24 protein-coding genes are annotated in these 22,762 nt (G+C 65.2%); 19 read left to right on the top strand and 5 right to left on the bottom strand.

Annotation, left to right across the window (positions count from 1 at the left end; genetic code table 11):
* The first annotated feature begins 223 nt into the window (after positions 1-223).
* Positions 224-1,057, top strand: coding sequence for a DUF4189 domain-containing protein (locus AC1DSJ_RS20275; RefSeq protein ID WP_054427635.1), 834 nt, complete (start codon positions 224-226; stop codon positions 1,055-1,057).
* 70 nt (positions 1,058-1,127) lie between these two features.
* On the opposite strand, the gene AC1DSJ_RS20270 is transcribed toward AC1DSJ_RS20275, so the two are convergent.
* The 3 genes from AC1DSJ_RS20270 to AC1DSJ_RS20260 form a co-directional block, all read right to left on the bottom strand.
* Complete coding sequence (locus tag AC1DSJ_RS20270; RefSeq protein WP_346551895.1) at positions 1,128-2,126, bottom strand: tripartite tricarboxylate transporter substrate binding protein; 999 nt, start codon at positions 2,124-2,126, stop codon at positions 1,128-1,130.
* Between the two features lie 123 nt (positions 2,127-2,249).
* Positions 2,250-3,302: a hydroxyacid dehydrogenase gene (locus tag AC1DSJ_RS20265; protein WP_441371999.1), complete on the bottom strand. Its 1,053-nt coding sequence runs from the start codon at positions 3,300-3,302 to the stop codon at positions 2,250-2,252.
* Positions 3,303-3,422: 120 nt separating this feature from the next.
* Positions 3,423-4,322 carry a LysR family transcriptional regulator gene (locus AC1DSJ_RS20260; RefSeq protein WP_175168601.1) on the bottom strand — a complete coding sequence of 300 codons (900 nt, stop codon included), beginning with the start codon at positions 4,320-4,322 and terminating at the stop codon, positions 3,423-3,425.
* Between the two features lie 176 nt (positions 4,323-4,498).
* Between AC1DSJ_RS20260 and AC1DSJ_RS20255 the strand changes: the two genes are divergently transcribed.
* The 3 genes from AC1DSJ_RS20255 to AC1DSJ_RS20245 all read left to right on the top strand — a co-directional run bounded on the left by AC1DSJ_RS20255 (position 4,499) and on the right by AC1DSJ_RS20245 (position 7,363).
* Positions 4,499-5,683 carry an alpha-hydroxy acid oxidase gene (locus AC1DSJ_RS20255; protein ID WP_441371998.1) on the top strand — a complete coding sequence of 395 codons (1,185 nt, stop codon included), beginning with the start codon at positions 4,499-4,501 and terminating at the stop codon, positions 5,681-5,683.
* A gap of 83 nt (positions 5,684-5,766) precedes the next feature.
* Positions 5,767-6,651 carry a hypothetical protein gene (locus tag AC1DSJ_RS20250; protein ID WP_441371997.1) on the top strand — a complete coding sequence of 295 codons (885 nt, stop codon included), beginning with the start codon at positions 5,767-5,769 and terminating at the stop codon, positions 6,649-6,651.
* A gap of 4 nt (positions 6,652-6,655) precedes the next feature.
* On the top strand, positions 6,656-7,363 hold the full coding sequence (locus AC1DSJ_RS20245) for a hypothetical protein (protein ID WP_476760387.1): 708 nt from the start codon (positions 6,656-6,658) through the stop codon (positions 7,361-7,363).
* Positions 7,364-7,470: 107 nt separating this feature from the next.
* On the opposite strand, the gene AC1DSJ_RS20240 is transcribed toward AC1DSJ_RS20245, so the two are convergent.
* A complete protein-coding gene (locus AC1DSJ_RS20240) occupies positions 7,471-8,421 on the bottom strand; it encodes a LysR family transcriptional regulator (RefSeq protein ID WP_441371996.1) in 951 nt (316 codons plus the stop codon).
* Positions 8,422-8,489: 68 nt separating this feature from the next.
* Between AC1DSJ_RS20240 and pcp the strand changes: the two genes are divergently transcribed.
* The 15 genes from pcp (at position 8,490) to AC1DSJ_RS20165 (ending at position 22,449) form a co-directional block, all read left to right on the top strand.
* Complete coding sequence (pcp, locus tag AC1DSJ_RS20235) at positions 8,490-9,137, top strand: pyroglutamyl-peptidase I (RefSeq protein ID WP_441372079.1); 648 nt, start codon at positions 8,490-8,492, stop codon at positions 9,135-9,137.
* Positions 9,138-9,150: 13 nt separating this feature from the next.
* Positions 9,151-10,050: an alpha/beta fold hydrolase gene (locus tag AC1DSJ_RS20230; RefSeq protein WP_441371995.1), complete on the top strand. Its 900-nt coding sequence runs from the start codon at positions 9,151-9,153 to the stop codon at positions 10,048-10,050.
* Positions 10,051-10,152: 102 nt separating this feature from the next.
* Entirely contained in the window at positions 10,153-11,082 is a 930-nt protein-coding gene (locus tag AC1DSJ_RS20225) for a TauD/TfdA dioxygenase family protein (protein WP_054427619.1), read from the top strand.
* Positions 11,079-12,101: a Bug family tripartite tricarboxylate transporter substrate binding protein gene (locus tag AC1DSJ_RS20220; protein WP_082387294.1), complete on the top strand. Its 1,023-nt coding sequence runs from the start codon at positions 11,079-11,081 to the stop codon at positions 12,099-12,101. Before AC1DSJ_RS20225 ends, AC1DSJ_RS20220 begins: the two co-directional genes overlap by 4 nt.
* A gap of 183 nt (positions 12,102-12,284) precedes the next feature.
* The gene (locus AC1DSJ_RS20215; RefSeq protein ID WP_441371994.1) at positions 12,285-13,130 is read left to right on the top strand and encodes a transporter substrate-binding domain-containing protein; all 846 of its coding nucleotides are present in this window, start codon (positions 12,285-12,287) and stop codon (positions 13,128-13,130) included.
* A gap of 30 nt (positions 13,131-13,160) precedes the next feature.
* Positions 13,161-14,036 carry a transporter substrate-binding domain-containing protein gene (locus AC1DSJ_RS20210; RefSeq protein WP_427945034.1) on the top strand — a complete coding sequence of 292 codons (876 nt, stop codon included), beginning with the start codon at positions 13,161-13,163 and terminating at the stop codon, positions 14,034-14,036.
* Entirely contained in the window at positions 14,033-15,457 is a 1,425-nt protein-coding gene (locus AC1DSJ_RS20205) for an FAD-binding oxidoreductase (RefSeq protein ID WP_441371993.1), read from the top strand. The genes AC1DSJ_RS20210 and AC1DSJ_RS20205 overlap by 4 nt, the downstream gene beginning before the upstream one ends.
* Positions 15,454-16,701 (top strand): pyridoxal phosphate-dependent aminotransferase, encoded by a 1,248-nt coding sequence (locus AC1DSJ_RS20200; RefSeq protein ID WP_346551889.1) that lies wholly within the window; start codon positions 15,454-15,456, stop codon positions 16,699-16,701. Before AC1DSJ_RS20205 ends, AC1DSJ_RS20200 begins: the two co-directional genes overlap by 4 nt.
* Positions 16,698-17,435 (top strand): amino acid ABC transporter permease, encoded by a 738-nt coding sequence (locus tag AC1DSJ_RS20195; RefSeq protein ID WP_346551888.1) that lies wholly within the window; start codon positions 16,698-16,700, stop codon positions 17,433-17,435. The genes AC1DSJ_RS20200 and AC1DSJ_RS20195 overlap by 4 nt, the downstream gene beginning before the upstream one ends.
* Positions 17,425-18,243 (top strand): amino acid ABC transporter permease, encoded by an 819-nt coding sequence (locus AC1DSJ_RS20190; protein WP_346551887.1) that lies wholly within the window; start codon positions 17,425-17,427, stop codon positions 18,241-18,243. The genes AC1DSJ_RS20195 and AC1DSJ_RS20190 overlap by 11 nt, the downstream gene beginning before the upstream one ends.
* On the top strand, positions 18,230-19,060 hold the full coding sequence (locus AC1DSJ_RS20185; protein WP_441371992.1) for an amino acid ABC transporter ATP-binding protein: 831 nt from the start codon (positions 18,230-18,232) through the stop codon (positions 19,058-19,060). The genes AC1DSJ_RS20190 and AC1DSJ_RS20185 overlap by 14 nt, the downstream gene beginning before the upstream one ends.
* A 22-nt stretch (positions 19,061-19,082) precedes the next feature.
* A complete protein-coding gene (locus AC1DSJ_RS20180; RefSeq protein WP_346551886.1) occupies positions 19,083-19,709 on the top strand; it encodes a cysteine dioxygenase family protein in 627 nt (208 codons plus the stop codon).
* Positions 19,706-21,028 (top strand): cystathionine beta-lyase, encoded by a 1,323-nt coding sequence (gene metC, locus AC1DSJ_RS20175; RefSeq protein ID WP_441371991.1) that lies wholly within the window; start codon positions 19,706-19,708, stop codon positions 21,026-21,028. The genes AC1DSJ_RS20180 and metC overlap by 4 nt, the downstream gene beginning before the upstream one ends.
* A gap of 122 nt (positions 21,029-21,150) precedes the next feature.
* Positions 21,151-21,501: a glyoxalase/bleomycin resistance/dioxygenase family protein gene (locus AC1DSJ_RS20170; protein WP_054427605.1), complete on the top strand. Its 351-nt coding sequence runs from the start codon at positions 21,151-21,153 to the stop codon at positions 21,499-21,501.
* A gap of 9 nt (positions 21,502-21,510) precedes the next feature.
* Positions 21,511-22,449, top strand: coding sequence for a CysB family HTH-type transcriptional regulator (locus AC1DSJ_RS20165; protein ID WP_054427604.1), 939 nt, complete (start codon positions 21,511-21,513; stop codon positions 22,447-22,449).
* Here AC1DSJ_RS20165 and AC1DSJ_RS20160 read toward each other — a convergent pair.
* A complete protein-coding gene (locus AC1DSJ_RS20160) occupies positions 22,441-22,695 on the bottom strand; it encodes a hypothetical protein (protein WP_476760375.1) in 255 nt (84 codons plus the stop codon). The two genes, AC1DSJ_RS20165 and AC1DSJ_RS20160, sit on opposite strands and share 9 nt — an antisense overlap.
* Positions 22,696-22,762 lie beyond the last annotated feature (67 nt).

The following is a 22,762-nucleotide window of genomic DNA, read 5'->3' as shown; positions in this document are numbered from 1 at the left end:
CGTGCGATGCAAGATGTCTCGGCTGAAGGGGCATACCCCGCAGGCTGACGGCGCGCTTAAGAAAAGTTCGACATTTTTACCGGAAAACGGGGGCAGCATCCCTTTCGCGAGATGTGAAATTTGTTACGTAATATGCCCGCGCGGGCTTTCGCAGGGGGACGGAACCGGCTGGGCTTCTTGCTAAGATCGGTCCCGCTCTCCACTCCACCTTCTACCGACGACGATGATGCCTGCCCGCTTTCTACCCCTGATCCGCGCCGCATTCGCCGCTCTTGCTTTGATGGCTGGCCTGGCGTCTCCCGCCGCGCAAGCCGACGTGATGTACGGCGGCATTGCCACCGATGGCAAGCACGACAAGACTTACTGGGCTTTGCCCGAGACGTCGCAAAAGGACGCGGAAGCCGCCGCCTTGGCCGAGTGCCGCCGCCAGGGCGGCAAGGACTGCAAGAAGCTGTCCTGGTTCTCGGACAGTTGCATGGCCTATGCGCGCAACACCAACCACGATCTGTTCCCGGGCAACAGCGTGTCGCCCGAACTGGCCGCCAAGAAGGCCATGCGCCGCTGCACGGCGGGCAGCCCGGACGGCAAGTGCCGCTTGATGACGATGCCGCAGTGCGCGGGCCCCGGTTATAGCGCCGAAGACATGCAGGCCGCCAAGCGCGCCCGTCCGGCCGACGTGGAAGCGCTGTCCGCCAAGATGAATGACCGCGCCTATTGGGGCGCGGTGATGGAGAACGCTGACGGCGGCCTGATCTACGCTGACGGCTACCCGAAGGAAGACGACGCAGTCGGCGCGCTGAGCAAATGGGAAGACTGCAAGGACTGCCGCAAGGTCCTGACCTATCAGGAAACCTGCGCCGGGATGGCGTGGGTGAAGGGCAGCGAAGGCCGGGGCACGCGCTTTACGGCGCTGAACCCCGACCCGGTGTCAGCACGCGAGGAATCGCGCGCGACGTGCACCGCCAAGACCGGCGCGCCGTCGTGCGTGGCGATGGTGCGCTGCTCGGGCCGCGCCTACATCGACGGTTACGCGGGCGAAGACGTCAAACCGAAGTAAACCCGGGCAGGCCTTCCCAGGCGGGCGGGCCTATCCAATACCCACCCCGGCGCACGCCCGGAAGCGCGTGTCACTTATCCAGCCAGGGCGCGTCTTTCCACAACTGCTGGAATTCCGCTTCGCCTGCCTCCAGCTCCTTCGCGTAAGCGGCGGGCGGCAGATAGCGCAGCGGGGCGTACATGTCGCGGGCCTTGGCCTGGAATTCCGGGTCGTCTACCGTGCGCTTCACGGCATCCACCAGTTTCTCGCGCACCGCGTCCGGCAAGCCTTTGGGCGCGGCCAGCCCGCGCAGCGACGCCAATTCAAAGTCGTAACCCTGTTCCTTGAACGTGGGCACGTCCGGCAACGCCGCCGAACGCGTCTTGCCCATCTGCCCCAAAAAGCGCAGCGGCGTTCCGCCTTTCTGGTACTGCAATGCTTCACCCACATTGATCGCGCCGATGGCGATTTCACCGCCCGCCAGCGCGCCGCGCACTTCGCCCGCGCCCTTGTACGGGATGTGGCTGAGCTTGGTGTTTGACGTGCGCTCAAAGCGCAACATGGCCAGATGGTCGTCGGACCCCGTGCCAGTGGTGCCCACCGTGACCTTGCCCGGATTCTTCTTGGCATAGGCCGACAGGTCGGCCAGCGTCTTCAATTCATTGTCGTTACGCACCGTGAACGCGCCCGGATCATCGATCAGGTTGCCCAGCAGGTCGTAGCTTTTCCATGTGAAGTTGGATTTGCGTTCGATGGGAATCGTCAGCAGGTTGGGCGTGTTGATGAAGCCGATCGTGTAGCCGTCGGGCTGCGCGCGCGCCAGCTCCGTGAAGCCGATGGCGCCGCCCGCGCCAGGGCGGTTCAGCACCACGATGCGGGCGTCGTTGCCCAAGTACTTTTGCAGGAACGGCGCCATCATGCGCGCCACCAGATCGGTGCCGCCGCCCGGGCCGTAGGACACGATCAGGTTGATCGGGTGTTCGGGGTAACCGGCAGCCTGCGCGCCGCTTGCGAACGCGGCAGCGCCAGACAGCAGGGCCACGGACGCGGCCAGCGCGCGCAGCGTGCGGCGCTTGTTGGGATGTTGCATGTTGTCTCCTCGTGGGGATGTCGGCGGCTTCATGCCGCACTGTGTGTTCCGGTGCGGGCACCGGGGTATTGCTTCAGGTTCAGGGCTTCAATTCCGTTGCTTCACGTCCCGGCTTCCAGCCCCTTACTTCAATTTGGCGATGCGCGCGGCGGCGACAGGCCAGACTTCAGGGTTGACCAACTGCGGCGGCCGTTCGCCGCGCAGCATCATCACCAATTGATTGGCGGACGACTGCGCCACGTTGCGGCGGGCTTCGTGCGTGACACCCGCCGTGTGAAAGGTGGCGACCACATTGGGCAGCGCCAGCAGCGGCGCGTCGCGCGGCGGCGGTTCTTGTTGCCAGACGTCCAGCCCGGCGCCACGCAGATGGCCGCCACGCAGCGCGTCATGCAACGCCGCTTCGTCATGAATGCCGCCACGCGCCGTCGATACGAACACGGCGTCCGGCTTCATCGCCGCAAAGGCCCGCGCGTCAATCAGGCCACGGGTGGATGCATCCAGCGGGCAGTGCAGCGACACCACATCCGCCTGGGCCAGCAAGTCGGGTAACGACACCGGTTCGGCGCCACGGCGGCGGATGGTGTCGGCGTCCAGCAGCGGGTCATGCGCAATGACGCGCATGCCAAAGCCCTGCGCAATGCGGGCCACGCGCGAGCCGATCTGCCCAATGCCAACCAGGCCAATCGTGGTGCCGTGGATCTCGTGGCCCATCAGGTCTTCACGCGTGAATCCCGTGTCGTGGCGCAAACGGTTGTGCGATTCGACCACGCGGCGCTGCACGGCCAGCAGCAACGCGAACGTGTGCTCGGCCACCGACGCAGCGTTGCCGCCCGCCTGGTTGACGACCGCGATGCCGGCCGCCGTGCAGGCGGCCACATCCACCGTGTCATACCCAGCGCCGCCAGACGACACGCAGACCAGATCCGGGCATTGCGCGATCAGCTCGGCGCTGACGAACCAGGGGCGCGGCAGCTCGTCTTTCGCGGCGGACACGTGGTAGGCATGGGCCGTCTTCAAGCCGGCCAAGGTGCGGGCATCATCCCCACGCGCCGGCAGCACCGACAAGGCAATATCCGCCTCTTTGCCGATGATCTGGTCGAACGCCGGGTTCAGCCACAGGTCCAGGCGGCACAGGCGCTTGGGGAAATCGTGTTGGGGGTAACCGGCATCCGGCATATTGCGTTGTCTCCGTATCTGGGATGGTCTGCTTTTGAGGCGACTCTACCCGTGCCGAAACCGGAGATAAAGCGAATAATTTTCTGAGCTAAGCGCGACTTTTTAGAAACTATCAGCCGATCACACCATGCCGGAGGGCGCGTCGAAGTCCAGCGTGTCTTGCGCCAGCACGCGCAAGCTTTCCAGCATGGGCCGGGTGTCGTCGCGCCGCCACTGGAAGGTGTAGGGCAGGGGGCGCAAGGCAGGCAGGCCGGGCAAGGCGTGCAAGTCGCCGCGTTGAATCAGAATCTGCGCCCACGCGGTGGGCAGGAAACCCAGGCCCAGTCCCTGGCGCAGCATGCCGGCAATGGCCCCCCAACTGTTGCAGCACTGCATGCGGCCCGGTGAAATGCGTTGCTCGGTCAGCCAGTCGTCCAGCATGCGGATGACGCCGGAGCTTTGCGGTTGCGTGATCAGCGTCAGGCCGGGCAGGTCGGCGGGTGTCAGCGTGGCGGGGTTGGGTACGGCGCGCGGCGAAGCCACCCATTCGAACGCCGCGCTGCCGATCAGGTGCGACGCGATCGACGCGCGCGACGACGGGCCCGCGATAACAGCAAAGTCCAGGTCGCCTTCCTCTAGCCCGCGTTCCACCAATTCCCCCACGCCCACATAGGGTTCCACCAACAGGTTGGGGTGCGCGCGCTGAATTTCTTCGATCAGCCTTGGCATCCACGTTATCGACGTCAACTCGCCCGCGCCGAAGCGGCAGCGGCCGGAGTAGGTCAGGTTGTTGCTGGCCTGCTGCATGAACTGGTCGGCGTTGCGCAACAGGTCTTTCGCGTGCGGCACCAACTGTTCGCCCAATGCCGTCAGCGTGGCGCTGCGCGCGCTGCGGCTGAACAGGTCGGCGCCAATGGACGCTTCCAATTCGCCAATGCGTTTGGATAGGGACGACACCGAGATATTCAGCCGGCCGGCGGCGATGGCGAAATTCTTGCAGGTTGCGGCCCAGTAAAAGGCTTCGAGTTGTTTGAGCGTCATGGCGTTGGGGTTGGCGTGTGCAGAGGGCGAGGGCGAATAAAAGTGTAATAACCAATATCGATAAAGTCACTTTATTCAAAGTGGCTGCCCGCCTATAGTCATCCGCCATTACCCCATACCCCCATGACAACAGCGCGGCGGCCCCCAGTGCGGGCCGACCGCGGCGAGGAGCCCGGATGTTTGACCCCCTGCGCCACCTGCTCAGCCTGCACGATTTCGAGGCGGCCGCGAAGAAGCGCTTGCCTAAACCCATCTATGCCTATGTGTCGGGCGCGGTGGAAGACGGGCAGTCGGAACGCGGCAACCGGCAGGCGTTTGCCGAGTACGGTTTTCGGCCCAAGGTGCTGGTTGACGTGTCCCGCCGCAGCACACGCGCAACCGTGTTGGGCCGCGACTACGCCGCGCCGGTTGGCGTGGCGCCCATGGGCATTTCGGCGTTGTCCAGCTACCGCGGCGACATCGTGCTGGCGCGCGCGGCGGCCGAGGCGAACGTGCCGTGCATCATGAGCGGGTCGTCGCTGATCCGGCTGGAAACGGTGATGCAGGAGGCGCCCGGCACCTGGTTCCAGGCGTATCTGCCAGGGGACGATGCGCAGATCGCCGCCTTGATTGACCGCGTGGCAGCGGCTGGCGTGACCACGCTGGTGCTGACGGTGGACACGCCCGTTGCCGCCAATCGCGAGAACAATGTGCGCGCGGGCTTTTCCACCCCGCTGCGGCCCAGCGCCAGCCTGGCATGGCAAGGGATCACACATCCGCGCTGGTTGTTCGGCACCTTTCTGCGCACGTTGTGGCGCCATGGCATGCCGCACTTCGAGAACAACTACGCCACGCGCGGCGCGCCGATCCTGTCGGCCAACGTGCTGCGGGATTTTTCGGATCGGGGCCATTTGAACTGGCAGCACGTGGCGGCCATTCGCCGCCGCTGGAAAGGGCAGATGGTGATCAAGGGCATCTTGCATCCCGACGATGCGCGCACGGCGCGCGCGCAAGGCATGGACGGCGTGATCGTGTCCAACCACGGCGGCCGGCAACTGGATGGCAGCGTGTCGCCGTTACAGGCGCTGCCTGCCGTGGTGGACGCGGCCGGCGGCATGGACGTGATGCTGGACAGCGGCGTGCGGCGCGGCACGGACGTGCTGAAAGCCCTGGCCTTGGGCGCGCGCTGCGTCTTCGTGGGCCGGCCGTTCAACTACGCGGCAACGGTGGCGGGGCAACGCGGCGTGGCCCATGCCATCAGCCTGATCGTCGAAGAGGTGCGCCGCAATATGGGCTTGCTGGGCGTGGTGGACTTGAACGGCGTCAACGGGGACTGCGTGCAGAGGGTGGGTGAGAGGCGAGAGGATGGCGTGGAAGACTAAGACGTGCCGACTAGGACTCGCCCACTAAGACTGTCATAGAATGCGGGCACCTTACGCACGGGACGCCGTCCGCTGAAATCACCTTGCCTCATTCTTCGAACGCCCCTCGTTTTTCCCTTCGCCTGATCTGGCGATGCGCCGCGCTGGCGTTGGCGCTGTGGATGCCCGCAGTGGCGCATGCGCAGCCGGCCGAACCGGCCAAGGATTACCTGAAGGTCACCGAACCCATCGGCGGCGACTTCGCGCTGTGGGGTTATCCGGCGTCGCAGCTGCGCCAGATCCTCTTCCGCGAGAAACTTTATCGGCCCCTGAATGCGTACGAGTTTGTTCAGGTGAAGGCGCTTGGCCCCAAGCAAGACGGGCAGCCGATCTTGATGGCGGTGTCCAACGATTTCATGGGCGTCGGCACCATCTTGATCGCCGTGCAAAACGGCACGCCGCTTGCCCGCGTGCTGAGTCCCACGGTGGATATCCGAGACCCGGACATGGGCCTGGCGCAGCCGGGCCGCCAGGACTTGCTGCTGTTCACCGCCGGGTCGCGGGCGCTGGTCACATCGACCGGGCAGGTGTTGTGGTTCGAACATGCGCGGCCGAAAGAATATGTGCATGGCACCCCTTTGCTGGTGTCCGTGTCACCCGACAACCGAACCGGCGCGCTGCTGCTGGACAACGAGATCCGGCTTAGCCGGGCGGGCGCAGGTCCGTACGCGACGGTGCCGTTCACGAAGCCAATGCAGAGCGACGCTTTCAAATCCTTGTGGGACGAGAGTTCGCAGGCCGCCAAGAAGGCGCTGGACGCCGGCCAGCGCATTGACCAGCGCCGCCTGTATGCCAATCTGAAGGCGGCCTGGATCAACCGGAATTTCAGTTGGCAAGAAGGCAAAGACGGATGGCGGCTGCAAGGGCGGGGCTTGACGTCTGCAGCGCTGCCTGCGCTGTCGTCCACGACGTCCCGCAAGGAGCAATAACGTGATGTCGCCTTTTACGTTCTCGTTCGTCCCGCGTATCGCGGCGTACGCCGCCGTGGTATCGCTGGCCGGATGCGCCGGCAGCGCCGATGTCTATGAACGGCACGTCCGCACTGAAGACGCGAACCCCGCCGATGTGGTGCTGACGCTGGATGTCGCCTTTGCGCAGGCGCCCGACTACGACCCCAAGACGAATGTGTTCGGCGGCCCGGCCAAGCCGGGTTCGTCCCGGCAGGCCACGCCTGAGCGCGTGGAGTATTCCGGCTACCCCAGCATCGATGTGCCGTTTTATCAAAAAGGAATCGGGTTCGACCTAGGTGTGGTGGGCGATCCGCGGGCGTTGCTCGCCTTGCCGTACCCATCGCCCGCCACGCGAACCACGTCGGCGCATTTGCAGATCTTTGGGGTAYGCCAAGACGCCACGCATTACCGCTTCGTCGTGCTGCCCAGACAAGGCTGGAACAGCTACCAGAGTTTCCAGGTGTCGTTCGCCGTCAACGGCCGCCGGGAAGGCATGACGTTTGCCTACAGCGACAAGCTGGTCTGCGACAGCGCCTTCGACGTCACTACGCCGACCTACGGGTTTGGCATGTCAGTCGCGGCAAGCTTTCCGGGCGGCAAGCCGGGGTGCCTGAAGGCGTGCGACGCACGGCCGGGGTACCCGGGATACTGCGCGTTCGGTGCGGATGTGGCGTCGGTGCTGGCGAAATAGCGCGGCATTGACGCCGCATCGACGCCGTATTGGCGCCGCATTGACGCCGCATTGACGCCGAATCGACGGCGCATCGACGCCGCATCGACGCCGTCTTGGCGTCGCACTCAGCGCGCCATGTCCTTCACGGCCTGCTCGATCAGCCCCTGTAGCCACGTCTGCGCCGCATCGCCCGATGTTCGGCGGCTGCTGATCATGTCGACGGCGAATGGCCCCGGGTCCACCTCCGTTGGCAAGGCGCGCAGGCTCAATTCAGGCCCCGCCAAGCGCAGCGCCGCACGGCGCGCCAGCGTGGCGATCAGGTCCGTGCCCGCCACGGCATGGGGCAGGGCGACGATGTGCGCAAACGTGCAGGCCACGCGGCGCTTGCGCCCCAGACGCGCCAGGCTGACATCAACCACCCCGCGCGCCGAGCCGTCGTCGCTAGGCACGAACAAGGCGTGCGGCAGCGCCACATAGCGGTCCAGCGTTAGCTTGCGTCCGCGCAAACCGGGGTGCTGCTTGTCAGCGATACAAACAAAGGTCTCGTCGTACAAAGGCGTCACGCGCATGCGTTTGGGGGGCGTCAGATGCCCGCCGATGGCGACGTCAACCGTGCCGTTGTCCAACTGTTCGTAAAGGGTGGCGCGGTCCAGGCGGGCGACGCGCAGGTCGGCGCCGGGCGCTTCGCGGCGCAGCCGGGCCACGATGTGCGGCACCAGCACAATGTCGGCGTAGTCGCTGGCGGCCAGCGTAAAGCGCCGCCCCTGCGCCGCGCCCGGGTCGAATACCGTGCCTTGCGCCAAGGCGCCTCGAATCTGGTCCAGTGCGCTGCTGATGGCGGGCATCAATGCGACGGCGTGTTCGGTGGGCTGCATGCCATCGGAGGTGCGCACGAACAATTCATCATTGAACACGCGCCGCAAACGGTTCAGCGCGCTGCTGACGGAAGGTTGGGCGCGATGAATGCGTTGGCCGGCCAGCGTCACATTGCGCGTTTCGAACAGCGCCTCGAAGGCGACCAGCAGGTTCAGGTCTACGGCAGATAGATTCATATGGTCAATAGTACGAATAGTCATTATCGATTTCAAGAATCATGCTTGCTGCTTCTACCATGACCCGCATGGATACCAACAAGGAAGTGGCCGTGCCTACCGTACTGATTACTGGAATCGAACCTTTTGATGGCGAAACGCTGAACCCGTCCTGGGAGGCCGCCCGCCAGCTGGACGGCAGCATCATCGCTGGCGCTCGCGTGGTGGCGCGCCAGTTGCCTTGTGTGATTGGCAAAGTGGTGGGCGTGTTGCGCCACGCCATCAACGAGGTGGAACCGGACCTGGTGATCTGCCTGGGGCAGGCGGGCGGGCGCAGCGATGTGTCGGTGGAACGCGTGGCGATCAACGTGGTGGATGCGCGCATCCCGGACAACGAAGGCCATCAGCCCATCGACGAACCCATCGTGGAAGGCGGGCCGGCTGCGTACTTTTCGACGCTGCCCATCAAAGCCATCGTGCGCGACTTGCGTGCGGCGGGCGTGCCGGCGTCCGTATCGTCCACGGCCGGCACCTATAACTGCAACACCATCTTCTACGGGCTGGCGCATCTGATCGCAACGGAGCGCCCAAGATTGCGTGGCGGCTTCGTCCACGTGCCGTATCTGCCCGAGATGGCCACCCGCCATCCTGGCGCGCCCAGTCTGGCGCTGGACGTGCTGGTGCGCGGCGTGAAGACCATGGTGGCGACGGCGCTTGCCGTGAACCGAGACATCAAACTGGGCGCGGGCGCGCTGCATTGATCGGGGCAAAACGATGAACACGACATTGACCACCGCTGACGCGTTCGCCCTGGATGGCGTGGCGTTTCAGCATCGCAGGGTAATGGTGGACGGCCTGGGGTATCACGTCGTAGCGGGCGGCGCAGGCCCCGCGCTGATTCTGTTGGCCGGTTTTCCGCAAAGCTGGTACGCGTGGCGGCGCGTGATGCCGTTGCTGGCGCCGCACTATCGCGTGTTCGCCATCGACCTGCCCGGGCAGGGGGATTCCGATAAGCCGCTGGATGGCTACGACACGCGCAAGGCCGGTGAGCGCCTGCGCTCCCTGTTTCACACGATGGGGCTGACGCGCTATGCGCTGGCCGGCCACGACATCGGCGCGTGGATCGCGTATCCCTATGCGGCGCGCTACGCCGACGAAGTGGAACGCGTGGTGTTGCTGGACGCGAACATTCCCGGCGTGACGCTCAAACCCGCCATTGAATTGGGGCCTGACAACTGGAAAAGCTGGCACTTCCTGTTCAACAGCGTGCCGGATCTGCCCGAAGCCTTGCTGGCGGGGCGCGAGCGCATCCTGATCGAATGGTTTTTCTCACGCAAGACGGCGAACAAGCCGGGCGTGTTCAGCCGCGCGGATATCGACGAGTACGAACGCGTGTATCAAACCTTGGGCGGTTTGCGTGGCATGTTGGGCTACTACCGGGCCGCGCAGGAAAGCGCCGCGCAAAACCGCGTCTTGCGCGATTCGCCCTTGACCGTGCCGGTGCTGGCGCTGGGTGGCGCGCAAGGCAGCGCGCCCGATCTGCACGACGCCTTGAAGCCGCTGGCGCTGCACCTGCAAGGCGGGGTGCTGGAGGCGTGCGGCCACTATTTGCCAGAGGAACAGCCGCGCGAATTGGCTCGGCGCATGCTGGCCTTTCTGTCAGAAAAGCGCTAACGATATACGCGAAAAACACAGTATTTTCACATTGCGTATCGGTATTTGTTGAGCGAGTACGCGGCCCCTATGCTGTTTTTACCGAACAGATAGGGGCGGCACATGAGCACACTGGTACACACGCGGCTGGACGTCCGGCCGCTTTCCGTTTTTACCGGCGCCGAGATTCACGGCGTGGATCTGACGCAGCCGTTGACGCAGGACGAGGTCGACGAGATCAAGGCGGCGCTGCTGCGCTGGAAGGTCATTTTTTTTCGCGATCAGCATATCGACCACGCGCAGCATCTGGCCTTTGCGCGGCGTTTCGGGCGGCCGACATCGGCGCATCCTTACGACGCCAACCCGCCGGAAGGCTATCCGCAGATCCGCACCATTTCTTCCGCGTCCACCACGGGGCGTCGTGGCGAACGCTGGCACACCGATGTGACCGGCGTGGTGAACCCGCCCGCGGGCTCCATCCTGCGCGCCGGCCGGCAAGTGCCGGCCTTTGGCGGCGACACCTTGTTCACGAATCTGGTGGCCGCGTATGAACACTTGTCGCCCGCGCTGCGCGCCTTGGCTGACGGCTTGTGGGCGCGCCATCAATTTGGCGGATTCAACGGCGACTTCGATAACCAAACCGTCTACGCGCAACGGGTGCAGGCCAGCCCCTTGGTGTCTGAGCATCCGGTGGTGCGCGTGCTGCCTGAAACGGGCGAGCGCGCACTCTTCGTGAACCCGGGCTTCACCCGCCGCATCAAGGACGTGAACGAAGAAGAAAGCCGCCATCTGTTGAACCTGTTCTTCGAGGAAATCACGCGGCCGGAATACACCGTGCGCTTCCGCTGGCAACCCGGCAGCATCGCTTTCTGGGACAACCGCGCCACCGCGCATCAAGGGCCGGGCGACTTCGCCTACCTGGACGTGGAGCGGGTGCTGTACCGCATCACGCTTGAGGGCGACGTGCCGGTGGGCGTGGATGGCCGCCATTCCAACGCCGTGTTGGGCAAACCGTTCAGCGCCTTCGGCGTGGACACGGGAGCCGTGGCATGAGCATCAAACGCAAATCCGCATGGCGTGCCGGCTTGGGGTTGTTGGGCGGCGTGGTGTTAGGCGCCGGGCTGCTCAGCAATTTTGCGGGCTCCGCACCCGTGCCGGGCGAAGACGCCAACCGCTATCCGAACCGGCCGGTCAAGATCGTGGTGCCGGTGTCGGCAGGCGGCAGCGCCGACAAGCTGGCGCGCACCGTCGCCCAGAAGCTGGGCGAGAAATGGCATCAGAGCGTCGTCGTAGAAAACCAGCCGGGCGCCAGCAGCGCCATCGGTAACGCCGCGGTCGCGCATGCGCGCGGCGACGGCTACACCTTGCTGCTGGCGGGCGACGCCTTGTCCTTGAACGCCTTGCAACCGGGCAAGCTTCCGTATGACCCGGTCAAGGACTTGCAGGGCGTGACGAAGGCCGTTGTGAACCCGCAATTGCTGGTGGTGCGCCCTGGCCTGGGGGTGAAGACCTTCCAGGAATTCGTGGCGCTGGTGAAGCAGAAGCCAGGCGAAATTTCGCTGGCGCTGCCGGGCGGCACAGGCAGCTTGCAGCACTTGGCGGTTGAACTGCTGAACGAGCGCATGGGCGCCAAGACCAATCAGATTCCGTATCCGGGCGGGGGGCCGGCCACGCTGGACGTGCTGGGCGGCCACGTCGACGCCATGCTGATCACCCTGGCTGCCGCCACGGAAAACGTGCGCAACGGCAAGCTGGTGGCGCTGGCGGTGACCACACCGTACCGGTCGAAGGCACTGCCCGATGTGCCAACCATCCAGGAGGCCGGGCTGGCGGACTACGTGGTGGAGAGCTGGCAAGGCTTCTCGGTGCCGGCCTCCACGCCGCGCGCCGTGGTGGACCGCATCAACCGCGATGTGGTGGCCGTGCTACGCGAACCCGAAACGGCCGCATTGCTGGAAAACCTGGGTTTCACGATTGCCGCCACATCGCCCGACGCGGTGGACCAGACCGTGCGTGATGACATCGCGACCTATCAGCGCGTCATCGCGTCGGCAGACGTGAAGTTGAAGTAGGCGCGCGCAGCGGCCGCACACCGCAGGCGCACGCAGTCCGCGCATGAAGTCGGGCGCATGCAGGCGCGCGCATGCAGGCGCGCGCGGCGGCCCCCGCATATTGATATCTGAAAGTCTTCTTTGTCTTGCCGGGACGGCGCAAGCAGCATGGACATCCGTTCAATGCAAATGACAAGAACCCTCATGGCTACTCATAAGAAGACAGCGGGCAGGCCCCGCGCCGCACACGCCCTGGCGCTGGCGCTGACGTTCGCGGCAGGCGCGGCCCACGCCGACGCCACGCTCGACAAGATCAAGCAGCGTGGCACCGTCACCATCGGCGTGCTGGCCAACGGCGGTGTGTTTGGATCGCTGGACCCCGCCACGCAGCAGCTGGTGGGCTGGAACCCGGAACTGGCGCGGGAACTGGCCAAGGGATTGGGCGTGAAGGCGGAACTCGTGCAAGTGCAGACGGCCACGCGCACGCAGTTTCTGATCTCGGGCAAGGTGGACTTGCTGATCGCGTCCATGGAACTGAACCCCGAGCGCGCCGAGATTCTGGGCTACGCGCCCACGCCGTTCTTCCGGGTGGGTGGCGCGGCCGCTACCTTGAAGACCAGCGGCATCACAACGTGGGAAGACCTGCGCGGCAAGCCCGTGTGCGTGTCGCAAGGCAGCAGCTTCGCCAAACCCTTGTCGACCGACTACGGCGCAGTGGTCAAGGGCTACAAGAGCTCGTCGGATTCGTTGTTGGCGCTGCGGGGCGGCCAGTGCGTGGCCGCTGTGCACGACTCCACGCTCATCCACCCCTTGCTGCGCAACAACCCGGAATGGGCGGACTACCACGCGCCCATCAAGACCGAAGTGCTGCCCGCGAACTCGGTGGTCTGGACCCGCAAGGGTGAAGCCGACACCATCGCCGCTGTCGATCGCGTGGTGCAGGACTGGCACCGCAGCGGCTGGCTGATCGCCACGGAAAAGCGCTTGGGGCTCGAACCGGCGCAACCGCTGCTGCAAGAACTGAACGCGAAATTCAAGCAGGGCAGCTAAGCGCTTGCCCGACCAGAACGGAAGAACAAGATGAAGCACCTTGGCAACAAGATGGGCGCCGTGTTGGCGTTGGCGGGTATGGCCGCGTTGGCCGTGTCCGGCGCCGCGCATGCTGACGCGACCCTGGACAAGATCAAGCAGCGCGGCAAGATCGTGATCGGCGTGGATGGCGCCAGCCCGCCGTTTGGCATTCTGGACCCGGCCACCGGCAAGGTGGGCGGCTTTCAGACGGACCTGGGCGCGGACATCGCCAAGCGCCTGGGCGTCAGCCTGGAGACCGTGTCCGTCACCGCATCCACGCGCGTGCAGTTCTTGCAGGCGGGCAAGGTGGATCTGCTGATCGCCAACATTCAGTGGACGCAGGAACGCAGCGAAATCCTGAGCTATGCGCCCACGCCCTACAACCTGGTGGGCGGCGCGGCCATGGTGTCCAAGCAAAGCGGCATCAAGCGTTGGGAAGACCTGAAGGGCAAGGTCGCGTGCGTGTCGCAAGGCAGCAACTTCGCCAAGCCCTTGCAGGACACGTACGGCGCGGTGGTCAAGGGCTTGCGCAATATTCCCGAGTCGTTGCTGGCGCTGAAGGGCGGCAGTTGCGACGCGTCGGTACACATCCAGCCCGCGCTGTATGAAACGCTGCACGGTCCCAATGGCGGGGAATGGAAGGACTTTGAACTGGCGACATCCGACCAGCTGATTCCGTCGCCAACGGTGATCTGGACGCGGCGCAACGAAGCCGACACGCGCGCCTTTGTTGACGGCGTCATTCGCGACTGGCTGAAGACGGGCCTGCTGGTGAAGGAAGCCGACCGCTACGGCGTGCCGGCCGACTACCTGAAACAAGCCACCGCGCAGGCGCAGACGGGCAAGTTCGACAGCGCGCCGCCCGAGGCGCAGGCCAAACCATGACGGCGGCCGTTGCCGATTCCCTCTTGGCCGCGTTGCGCGCCCGCCTGGGCCACGACTGGGTCTGGACAGGCGCGGACGCCGCGCCGTACCTGACCGACCAGCGCGGCCGCCTGCACGGACAGGCGCTGGCGGTGGCGCGTCCGGCAGACGCCGAAGAAGTGGCTGCCGTGTTGCGCCTGTGCCGCGCGGCCGGCGTGCCCGTCGTGCCGCAGGGTGGCAACACGGGCTTGATGGGCGGCGCCACGCCCGATGCGGGCGGGCAGGCGGTGCTGTTGTCGCTGGGCCGCTTGAACCGCGTGCTGGCGCTGGACACGGACAACGACACCATCACCGTGCAGGCCGGCTGTGTGCTGGCCGCCGTTCAAGATGCGGCGCGCCAGGCGAACCGGCTGTTTCCCTTGAGCCTGGGCTCAGAGGGCAGTTGCACCATTGGCGGCAACTTGTCGACGAACGCCGGCGGCACACAGGTGCTGCGCTACGGCAACACACGCGAACTGACGCTGGGCCTGGAAGTGGTGACGGCCGAAGGCGACATCTGGAACGGCTTGCGCGGGCTGCGCAAGGACAACACCGGCTATTCGCTTCGGGACTTGTACATCGGCAGCGAAGGCACGCTGGGTGTCATCACCGCTGCCACGCTCAAGCTATATCCCTTGCCGGCCGGGCAGGGCAGCGCGTTCGTGGCCTTTCCGTCCATCGACGCAGCGCTGTCGTTTCTATCGCTGGCGCGGCAGCGGCTGGGCGCGTCGTTGACGGGGTTCGAACTGATCAGCCAGCCGGTACTGGACCTGGTGGCGCTGCACGTGCCGGAGCAGCCGCAGCCCTTGCCCGGCTTGGGCCAGCCCTGGTATGCCTTGCTGGAAGCGGCGTCGGAAAGCCCGGAAGGCGCGGGCGCGGCATTGCTGCGGCTGGGGCAGGAAGCGCTGGAAGCCGGCCTGCTGGCCGACGCGGTGATCGCGCACAACTTGCAGCAATCGGCCGCCTTCTGGCGCTTGCGTGACGAAGCCATTGGTGTCGCGCAGGCGCGCGACGGCGGCAACGTCAAGCACGATATCTCGGTGCCAATCTCTCGCGTGCCGGCCTTTCTGCGGGCCACGGCCGATGCGCTGCACACGCTGGACGCCGGCCTGCGCCCCATGGCGTTTGGCCATCTGGGCGACGGCAACCTGCACTACAACGTGTCGCACAACCTGGCGCGCCCCGTGCGCCATCTGTTCGACCTTGAAGACCGCATCCATGACGTGGTGCATGCCCAGGCGCATGCGCAAGGCGGGTCGATCAGCGCCGAGCATGGCATCGGCCAGGTCAAGCGTGATGCGTTGCCGCTTTACAAGAGCCCGCTGGAACTGGCGCTGATGCGCCGTATCAAGCAGGCGCTGGACCCTTTGAACCTGATGAATCCCGGAAAGGTGCTGACATGACCGCAACCCTGTTTCCCGGCGCCTTATCGCGCCGCGCCCGCAGCGCCGAGCTGTCTCCCATTGCCGCCGCCGGAGCCCGCGCGGCGCGGCTGGCCGCCGAAGGCCGATCCATCATCGTGTTGACGTCTGGCGAGCCCGACTTTGACACGCCGGCGCCCATCAAGGACGCCGCGCGCGCAGCGCTGGAACAAGGCCAGACCAAGTACACGCCCACGGCGGGCACGGCGGCGCTGCGCCGCGCGGTGGCGGACGGCTATCGCAACCGGCACGGGCTGGACGTCAACGCGTCCAACGTCATCATCTCCAACGGCGGCAAGCAGGTGATCTACCTGGCGCTCAACGCCACGCTGGACGATGGAGACGAAGTCATCGTGCCCGCCCCGTACTGGCCCACGTTTCCGGATGCCGTCCGCATCAATGGCGGCGTGCCGGTGGTGGTGAATACCTTGGCCGAAGACGGCTTCAAGCTGACGCCGCAGGCCCTGCGCGACGCCATCACGCCGCGCACCAAGTGGCTGATCCTGAACTCGCCGGGCAATCCGTCTGGCGCGGTGTATTCGGCGGCCGAGCTGCAAGCCCTGTCCGGCGTGCTGCGCGCCGCGCCGCATGTGCTGGTGTTGTGGGATGAGATGTACGAAGAAATCTGGTTTGGCCAGCCGCCCGCGCAACTGCTGCGCGTGGCGCCCGATCTGGCCGGCCGTACGCTGGTCGTCAACGGGGTATCCAAGGCGTACGCGATGACGGGGTGGCGCATCGGCTGGGGCACGGGCCCGCAAGCCTTGATTCATGCGCTGGAGGCGGTGCAGTCGCAGGTGTCGTCCGGCCCAAGTTCACTGGGCCAGGCCGCGGCGCTGGCGGCGTTGCAAGGCGTGGCGGATGACTTCGTTGATACCGCAAGACAGGCTTACGAGCGGCGCGCGCAGCGGGTAGTTCAAGGCTTAAGCAGCGTGCCGGGCTTGCAGGTGCATGCGCCGCAGGGCTCGTTCTTTGCATGGATTGGGGTGGCGGGCCTGATCGGCACCGCGCGCCCCGATGGAAAACGCATCGAACATGATGGGGATGTCGTCGATTGGTTGCTGGAAGCCGAAGGCGTGGCGGTGGTGCGGGGTGCGGCCTATGGCTTGTCGCCGTATTTGCGACTGTCGTTCGCCGCATCGGACGCGAACATCGATGCCGCCATCACACGCATTGCGCGCGCGGTGGCGGCCTTGGCGCCGCCTGACGTGCTGGAGGCCGCCGCATGATCGAATCGGTCTTGCAGGCCTGGGTCGGCTTCTTCAAGCCGCTGGGCCTTAACTACAGCTTCGTGCAGGACCCGGCTGAATTGTCCGCGTTCGGCCATGGGCTGTGGGTGACGCTGCAACTGTGCGCATGGACCATCCCGGTCAGCCTGTTGTTCGGCGTGTTGATCGCAGCCGCCTTGACCAGCGGCCGCCCGTGGCTGGCGCGGCCCTTGCGGGCGTTTGTGGAAGTCACGCGCAACACGCCGACGCTGGTGCAGCTGTATTGCGCGTTTCTGGTGCTGAACATGCTGATCACGCAGAAGCTGGGCGGCGGCAATCCCATCACCCCGTTTGCCTGGGTGGTGATCGTGGTGGCGCTGCACAAAGGCGTGTTCCACGCCGAAGCGCTGCGCGCCGGCATCGAAGCCGTGCCGTCGGTGACGATGGAAGCGGCGCGTTCGCTGGCGTTTTCGCGCCGCCAGATCCTGACGCAGGTGCAGCTGCCACTGGCGGTGCGCTTCGCCTTGCCCGCGCTGGTGAACAACCTGGTGGACCTGGTGAAGATGACGGCCATTGCCTCGGCCATTGCGGTGGGCGACGTCACGTATGAATCCATCATGATCTGGTCGCACCGCGACAACGTGCTTGAGCTTCTGCTGCTGATCCTGCTGTATTTCGGCTTGCTGACGTGGCTGGTCAGCGTGGCGGGCCGGTGGCTGGAAGACCGTTTGAGGATGCCCGGCTATGGCCAATGAACTTGCCTTGAACGCCAGCCGTGGCCGCACGTCTGGCGGATTCCTGCCCGCCTTGATGCGCGACCCCTGGTTCGTGCTGTTGCTGGCGCTTGCCGCGCTGGGCCTGACGTGGGCCGCCACCGGCACCACGCCCGCCGCCGTGCAGGCGCTGTGGCATTGGTCGCCCGCCTTGTTGCGCGGGTTGGGCATGAACATCCAGATCAGCATGTTGGCGATGGCGTTGGGCACGGTGGCGGGGCTGGTGGTGGGCGCGTTGTCGCTATCACCGTCCGCCGTGCTGCGCCGACTGACGCGAGCCTATGTGCTGCTGTTTCGCAATGCGCCCATTCTGGTGCTGGTCTATTTCACAACGTATGTGTTCCCGTTTGAAGTGAACCTGGCGGGCTGGTATTTGCCGTTTCCGGATTGGATCAAGGTGGTGATCGGGCTGGGCTTGCCCGCCAGCGCCAACGTGGCCGAGATCTTTCGCGGGGCGATTCAATCGATACCCAGCGCGCAGTGGGAAGCCGCGCAGTCGCTGGCGTTTCGCCGGACGCAGATCTTTCGCATGATCGTGTTGCCCCAATGCATGCGGCGCATGCTGCCGTCGTGGATGAACCTGATGGCCAGCATCACGATGAGCACGTCGCTGGCCTCGCTGGTGGGCGTGCACGATCTGGTCGACACGGCCACCGTGGCCAGCAACACCGTCGCGCGCAGCGACTTCACCATCCTGGTCTATTTCACGCTATTGGCGCTTTTCTTCGCCTATTGCTATCCCATCGCGCGTTGGACGCGGTATCTGGAACGACGCCATGAACATCATTGAACTTAATCCGCTGGTCAGCCTGCGCGACGTACATCTGGCCTTTGGCGACACCGAAGTCTTGAAAGGCATCGACGTCGAGGTCAAGCAGGGCCAGGCGGTCTCGATCATCGGCCCGTCGGGCTCGGGCAAATCCACCATCTTGCGTTGCATCACGGGACTGCTGCGTCCGCAGCGCGGCGCCATCCAAGTGGGCGGCGTGCAAGTCGATGCCCTGAAAACAGAATCCGACTTCATCGCGCTGCGCAAACGCGTGGGCTTTGTGTTCCAGCAGTACAACCTGTTTCCGCACCTGAGCGTGCTGGAAAACCTGGTGATCTCGCCCATCAAAGTCGGCGGCCAGCCGCGTGCGCAGGCCGAGGCGCAGGCGCGCGAGCTATTGGCCAAAGTCAGGATGGAACACAAGGAACGCGCCTATCCCGGTGAACTCTCGGGCGGCCAGCAGCAGCGCGTGGCGATTGCGCGCGCGTTGACGATGCAACCTGAACTGATCCTGTTCGACGAGGTGACGTCCGCGCTGGACCCTGAAATGGTCGGCGAAGTGCTGACCGTGATTCGCGACTTGGTGCAAGACGGCCTGACCTGCATGCTCGTCACCCATGAAATGCGCTTTGCCGAAGAGGTCAGCGACACCGTGTACTTCACCGAAGCCGGCCGCATCGTCGAGCACGGCCCGCCGTCGCGCATCTTTGGCGCGCCACAAAGCGAGCGCACCCGCGCGTTCCTGCAACGTTCATCCGGCGCGGCTGCCGCGCGCAAACCGGCGCCGGACCCCATCGCCAACTATCTGACGTTCGACCCGCTGCGTCTGGCGGTATGACCCCTTTGGAGCGATCTTCATCATGACCACCGAATCCGCAATTTCCGCCCGCCGCCGCCAGCAGGTGCAAGCGGCGCTGTCTGACATCCGCCAACTGCTGAAGTCCGACATCGTGACCCGCGAACAACTGGCAGCGGTTACCACGCGCCTGGAGCAACTGGCGCAACATCGCGAGCTGTTTCCCGCGTCTGACTTCCCGCCGCCCGCAGCCGGGCAGGGCGTGGGCGCGTCCACGCGCTACCGGCTGAACCCCGACGACGCGCCGGGCGTGCCGGCGCTGTATCTGAATTCCATCAACCCGGGCAAGACCACCTTGCCGCATAACCACACGACCTGGGCGGTGATCGTGGCCTTGTCCGGGCAAGAGCTGAACCGCGTCTACCGCCGCAGCGACGATGGTTCGCAGGCGGGCCGGGCGACGTTGGAACAAGTGCGCGAAGTGGTGGTGCAGCCGGGGCAGTCATTGTCGTTTCTGCCCGATGACATTCACAGCATCCACGTCACGGGCGAATCGCCTACGCTGCATTTCCATCTGTACGGTCAGCCTTTAGAGACCCTGTCAGGCCGGATTGGTATCGACCTGGCTACCGGCCAGATCCTGAACTACAACGCCACCCAGATGAAACCGGGCCAAGAGGTGCGCGCATGAGCCAAGATCAAGGCCAAGCCCAAGGCCAGGCGCAGGGCCAGGCGCACGGCCAAGCCCAAGCCCAGGGCCAAGTGCACGGCCAAGCCCAAGCCCATGGCAAAGCGCACGATCAACCACAAGCCCACGTCCAGACGCGGCTCGTGCATGCCGGCTCGCCTGAATTGAAGAACGGCGCTGGGCCGGTCAACGTGCCCGTCGTGCGCACCAGCACGGTACGTTTTGCCGACACCGCCGCGCAGGCCGCCTTGAACAAGCTGCGTGCCGCCGGCGATCGCGTGGCCACCTATGGCCGCCATGGCCTGGACACGCATCAGGCGCTGGAGGAAGCCGTGGCCTCGCTGGAAGGCGGGCATCGCACGGTGCTGGCGCCGTCGGGCCTGTCGGCGATTACGTTGGTGTTGCTGGCCACGCTTGCGCCCGGCGACCATGCGCTGGTGGCCGACAGCGTGTATTCGCCGGTGCGCAAGGTGGATAAATCGCTGCTGCAACGCTACGGCGTCCAAGTGGAATACTTTTCGCCCTCGCAAGACACGCTGGAGTCCCTGATACGCCCGAACACGCGTCTGCTGTATCTGGAATCCCCCAGCTCGCTGTTGTTCGAAGTGCTGGACCTGCCCGCGCTTGCCGCCACTGCGCGCCGGCATGGCGTGCTGGTGGCCGCTGACAACACCTGGAGCGGCGGCCTGTACTACCAGCCGCTGGCGCTGGGCGCGAACATCTCCATTCAGGCCGCCACCAAATACCTGGCCGGGCATTCGGACGTGATGATGGGCGTGGTCACCGTCGACAGCGCCGCACTCGCGCGCAAGATCGGCGTTACCTACGACGCATTGGGCCTGTCGGTGGGCGCCGACGACGCCTATCTGACCTTGCGCGGCCTGCGCACGCTGGATGTGCGCCTGGCGCGGCATCAGACCAATGCGCTGGCCGTGGCGGAGTATCTGGCGGGTCATGGGGATGTCGCCCAAGTCTTCTACCCGGCGTTGCGGGAAGACCCCGGCCATGCCTTGTGGCGGCGCGACTTCAGCGGCGCAAGCGGCTTGGTGTCGTTCGCGTTCGGCAACGCAGACCCAGCGGCGGCCTCTCGCTTCATCGATGCGCTGCGCTACTTCTCGATCGGCGCTTCCTGGGGCGGCTACGAAAGCCTGGCGCTTGAAGCTGCGCCCGAACGGCTGGCCGAACACAGCGTCTGGCAACAAGGGGCGGGCAAGCCATCCGTCGTGCGCCTGCACATCGGACTGGAGCACCCGCAGGACCTGATCGGCGACCTGGAACGCGCCTTCAGCGTCACCCGTGACGCCTTGCGCCGTAGCGCATAACGCATATGCAAATAAGCCTCGCGCTTTAGGGTTTCTGGCTATGTAGAAGCAATTACAACCTCTTTGTCCGGTTGTACCTTCGGGTACTAGAATTTGCCCTGTTCCATGGCTGGCAGCAGGGCATGACACCTTCTATTTCGATCGAATCCGTACAGCTTCCGTTCTTGTCGCATCGGGAGCAAGCCGTGCGGGATTTCTATCATCGCGTCATCGGCCTGGACGAAATGGCAAGCGCTGGTGACCAGCGCCTGCTCTTTGCGCTGGGCGACGCCACCTTGTCGCTGTCTCCGGTTGACGAGGTCAGCCGCAGCGTCAAACCCGATTACCTCGCCATCAAGACCCACGCCTACGACGAGATCCTGGCGCGCCTGCGCCAGGCGGGCCACTACCCGGTCTGTTCGCTGCCCGACGCGCTGCCGCGCGTCATGTATGTGAAAGATCCGTCCGGCAATCAACTGGCCTTTCTGGGCTGAAGGCGCGCGATGAACTTCCAGCAACTGCGTTCGGTGCGCGAAGCCGTGCGCCAGGACTTCAACCTGACCGACGTCTCGGAAAGCCTGCACACGTCTCAACCCGGCGTCAGCCGGCAGATCCGTGAGCTGGAAGAAGAGGTGGGCGTGGATATCTTCGTGCGCTCAGGCAAACGCCTGATCGGCCTGACCCCGCCCGGCGAACTGATTCTGCCGCTGGTCGAGCAGATTCTGCAATGCGCGGACAACATCCGTCACGCGGGCGCGGAGTACGCCGACAGCCGCAAGGGCGTGCTGTCGATTGCGGCCACGCACTCGCAAGCGCGCTACGCCTTGCCCCCCGTCATCAAGGAATTCCGCCAGCGTTACCCTGATGTGGTGCTGCATCTGCACCAGGGCTCGCCCAAGCAAGTCTCGGAAATGCTGCTGGAAGGCGAGGCCGACATCGGCGTGGCAACCGAAGCCGTGGCCGACTATCCCGGCCTGGTGAACCTGCCGTGCTACCGCTGGAGCCACAGCATCATCGTGCCGCGCGGCCATCCGCTGGAACACCAGCACGACGGCATCAGCCTGTCGCAGCTGTCGCGCTACCCCATCATCACCTACGGACGCGGCTACACCGGCCGCGCCCACATCGACGAAGCTTTCGCGCGCGCCGGCATCACGCCGGATATCGTCATGACCGCCATGGACGCGGACGTCATCAAGACCTACGTCGAACTGGAGTTGGGCGTGGGTATCGTGGCCGCGGTAGCCTGGGACGCCGAACGCGACACCCGCCTGTGCGCCATCGACGCTCGCCATCTATTCGAGATCAACCTGACCCGCCTGGCAATCCGCCGCGGCGCGTGGCTGCGCGGGTATGCGTTTCATTTCATTGAAATGTTCGTGCCTACGCTGACGCGGGAGGTGGTGGATAGGGAGTTGAAGGGGGAAGGAGTGTCAACGTAGAAACCTCACCATCACCCACGTCACGTCCTGCCCGTTGATGCGGGGCATGAGGGTTTGATGCATGAAGGTTTGCGGGCCGGTCGGGAATTCTTCGCAGGTCCAGGTGCCGGGGTAGGGGCAGGGTTGGCCTGAGCGTACGCGCACGGGGGTGGTCGGCTCGGTGGTCGTATCGTCTTGCATCCAATGCCACGTCACCGGCTGGCCTTGATAAGCCGGCAGCGGTTCATCCTTAGCGACGGTGCACAAGATACAAGATCGATCCTTTCTCGTCGGCGCGCCATCGGCCGGCGCGTGGAGCGGGTTGGCCGGTCTT

The organism is Achromobacter sp. 01N37 (genome assembly GCF_056399725.1).
Note: the sequence above shows the minus strand (reverse complement) of the source record. Positions and strands in the feature narration are given on the sequence as shown.

Coding starts and splice junctions, on each gene's coding strand:
- AC1DSJ_RS20165 (WP_054427604.1), top strand. CDS start 21,511: ATGAACTTCCAGCAACTGCGTTCGGTGCGCGAAGCCGTGCGCCAGGAC.
- AC1DSJ_RS20260 (WP_175168601.1), bottom strand. CDS start 4,322: ATGACGCTCAAACAACTCGAAGCCTTTTACTGGGCCGCAACCTGCAAG.
- AC1DSJ_RS20200 (WP_346551889.1), top strand. CDS start 15,454: ATGACCGCAACCCTGTTTCCCGGCGCCTTATCGCGCCGCGCCCGCAGC.
- metC (WP_441371991.1), top strand. CDS start 19,706: ATGAGCCAAGATCAAGGCCAAGCCCAAGGCCAGGCGCAGGGCCAGGCG.
- AC1DSJ_RS20275 (WP_054427635.1), top strand. CDS start 224: ATGATGCCTGCCCGCTTTCTACCCCTGATCCGCGCCGCATTCGCCGCT.
- AC1DSJ_RS20210 (WP_427945034.1), top strand. CDS start 13,161: ATGAAGCACCTTGGCAACAAGATGGGCGCCGTGTTGGCGTTGGCGGGT.
- AC1DSJ_RS20265 (WP_441371999.1), bottom strand. CDS start 3,302: ATGCCGGATGCCGGTTACCCCCAACACGATTTCCCCAAGCGCCTGTGC.
- AC1DSJ_RS20170 (WP_054427605.1), top strand. CDS start 21,151: ATGACACCTTCTATTTCGATCGAATCCGTACAGCTTCCGTTCTTGTCG.
- AC1DSJ_RS20215 (WP_441371994.1), top strand. CDS start 12,285: ATGGCTACTCATAAGAAGACAGCGGGCAGGCCCCGCGCCGCACACGCC.
- AC1DSJ_RS20225 (WP_054427619.1), top strand. CDS start 10,153: ATGAGCACACTGGTACACACGCGGCTGGACGTCCGGCCGCTTTCCGTT.
- AC1DSJ_RS20205 (WP_441371993.1), top strand. CDS start 14,033: ATGACGGCGGCCGTTGCCGATTCCCTCTTGGCCGCGTTGCGCGCCCGC.
- AC1DSJ_RS20255 (WP_441371998.1), top strand. CDS start 4,499: ATGTTTGACCCCCTGCGCCACCTGCTCAGCCTGCACGATTTCGAGGCG.
- AC1DSJ_RS20190 (WP_346551887.1), top strand. CDS start 17,425: ATGGCCAATGAACTTGCCTTGAACGCCAGCCGTGGCCGCACGTCTGGC.
- AC1DSJ_RS20220 (WP_082387294.1), top strand. CDS start 11,079: ATGAGCATCAAACGCAAATCCGCATGGCGTGCCGGCTTGGGGTTGTTG.
- AC1DSJ_RS20195 (WP_346551888.1), top strand. CDS start 16,698: ATGATCGAATCGGTCTTGCAGGCCTGGGTCGGCTTCTTCAAGCCGCTG.
- AC1DSJ_RS20240 (WP_441371996.1), bottom strand. CDS start 8,421: ATGACTATTCGTACTATTGACCATATGAATCTATCTGCCGTAGACCTG.
- AC1DSJ_RS20180 (WP_346551886.1), top strand. CDS start 19,083: ATGACCACCGAATCCGCAATTTCCGCCCGCCGCCGCCAGCAGGTGCAA.
- AC1DSJ_RS20270 (WP_346551895.1), bottom strand. CDS start 2,126: ATGCAACATCCCAACAAGCGCCGCACGCTGCGCGCGCTGGCCGCGTCC.
- AC1DSJ_RS20230 (WP_441371995.1), top strand. CDS start 9,151: ATGAACACGACATTGACCACCGCTGACGCGTTCGCCCTGGATGGCGTG.
- AC1DSJ_RS20185 (WP_441371992.1), top strand. CDS start 18,230: ATGAACATCATTGAACTTAATCCGCTGGTCAGCCTGCGCGACGTACAT.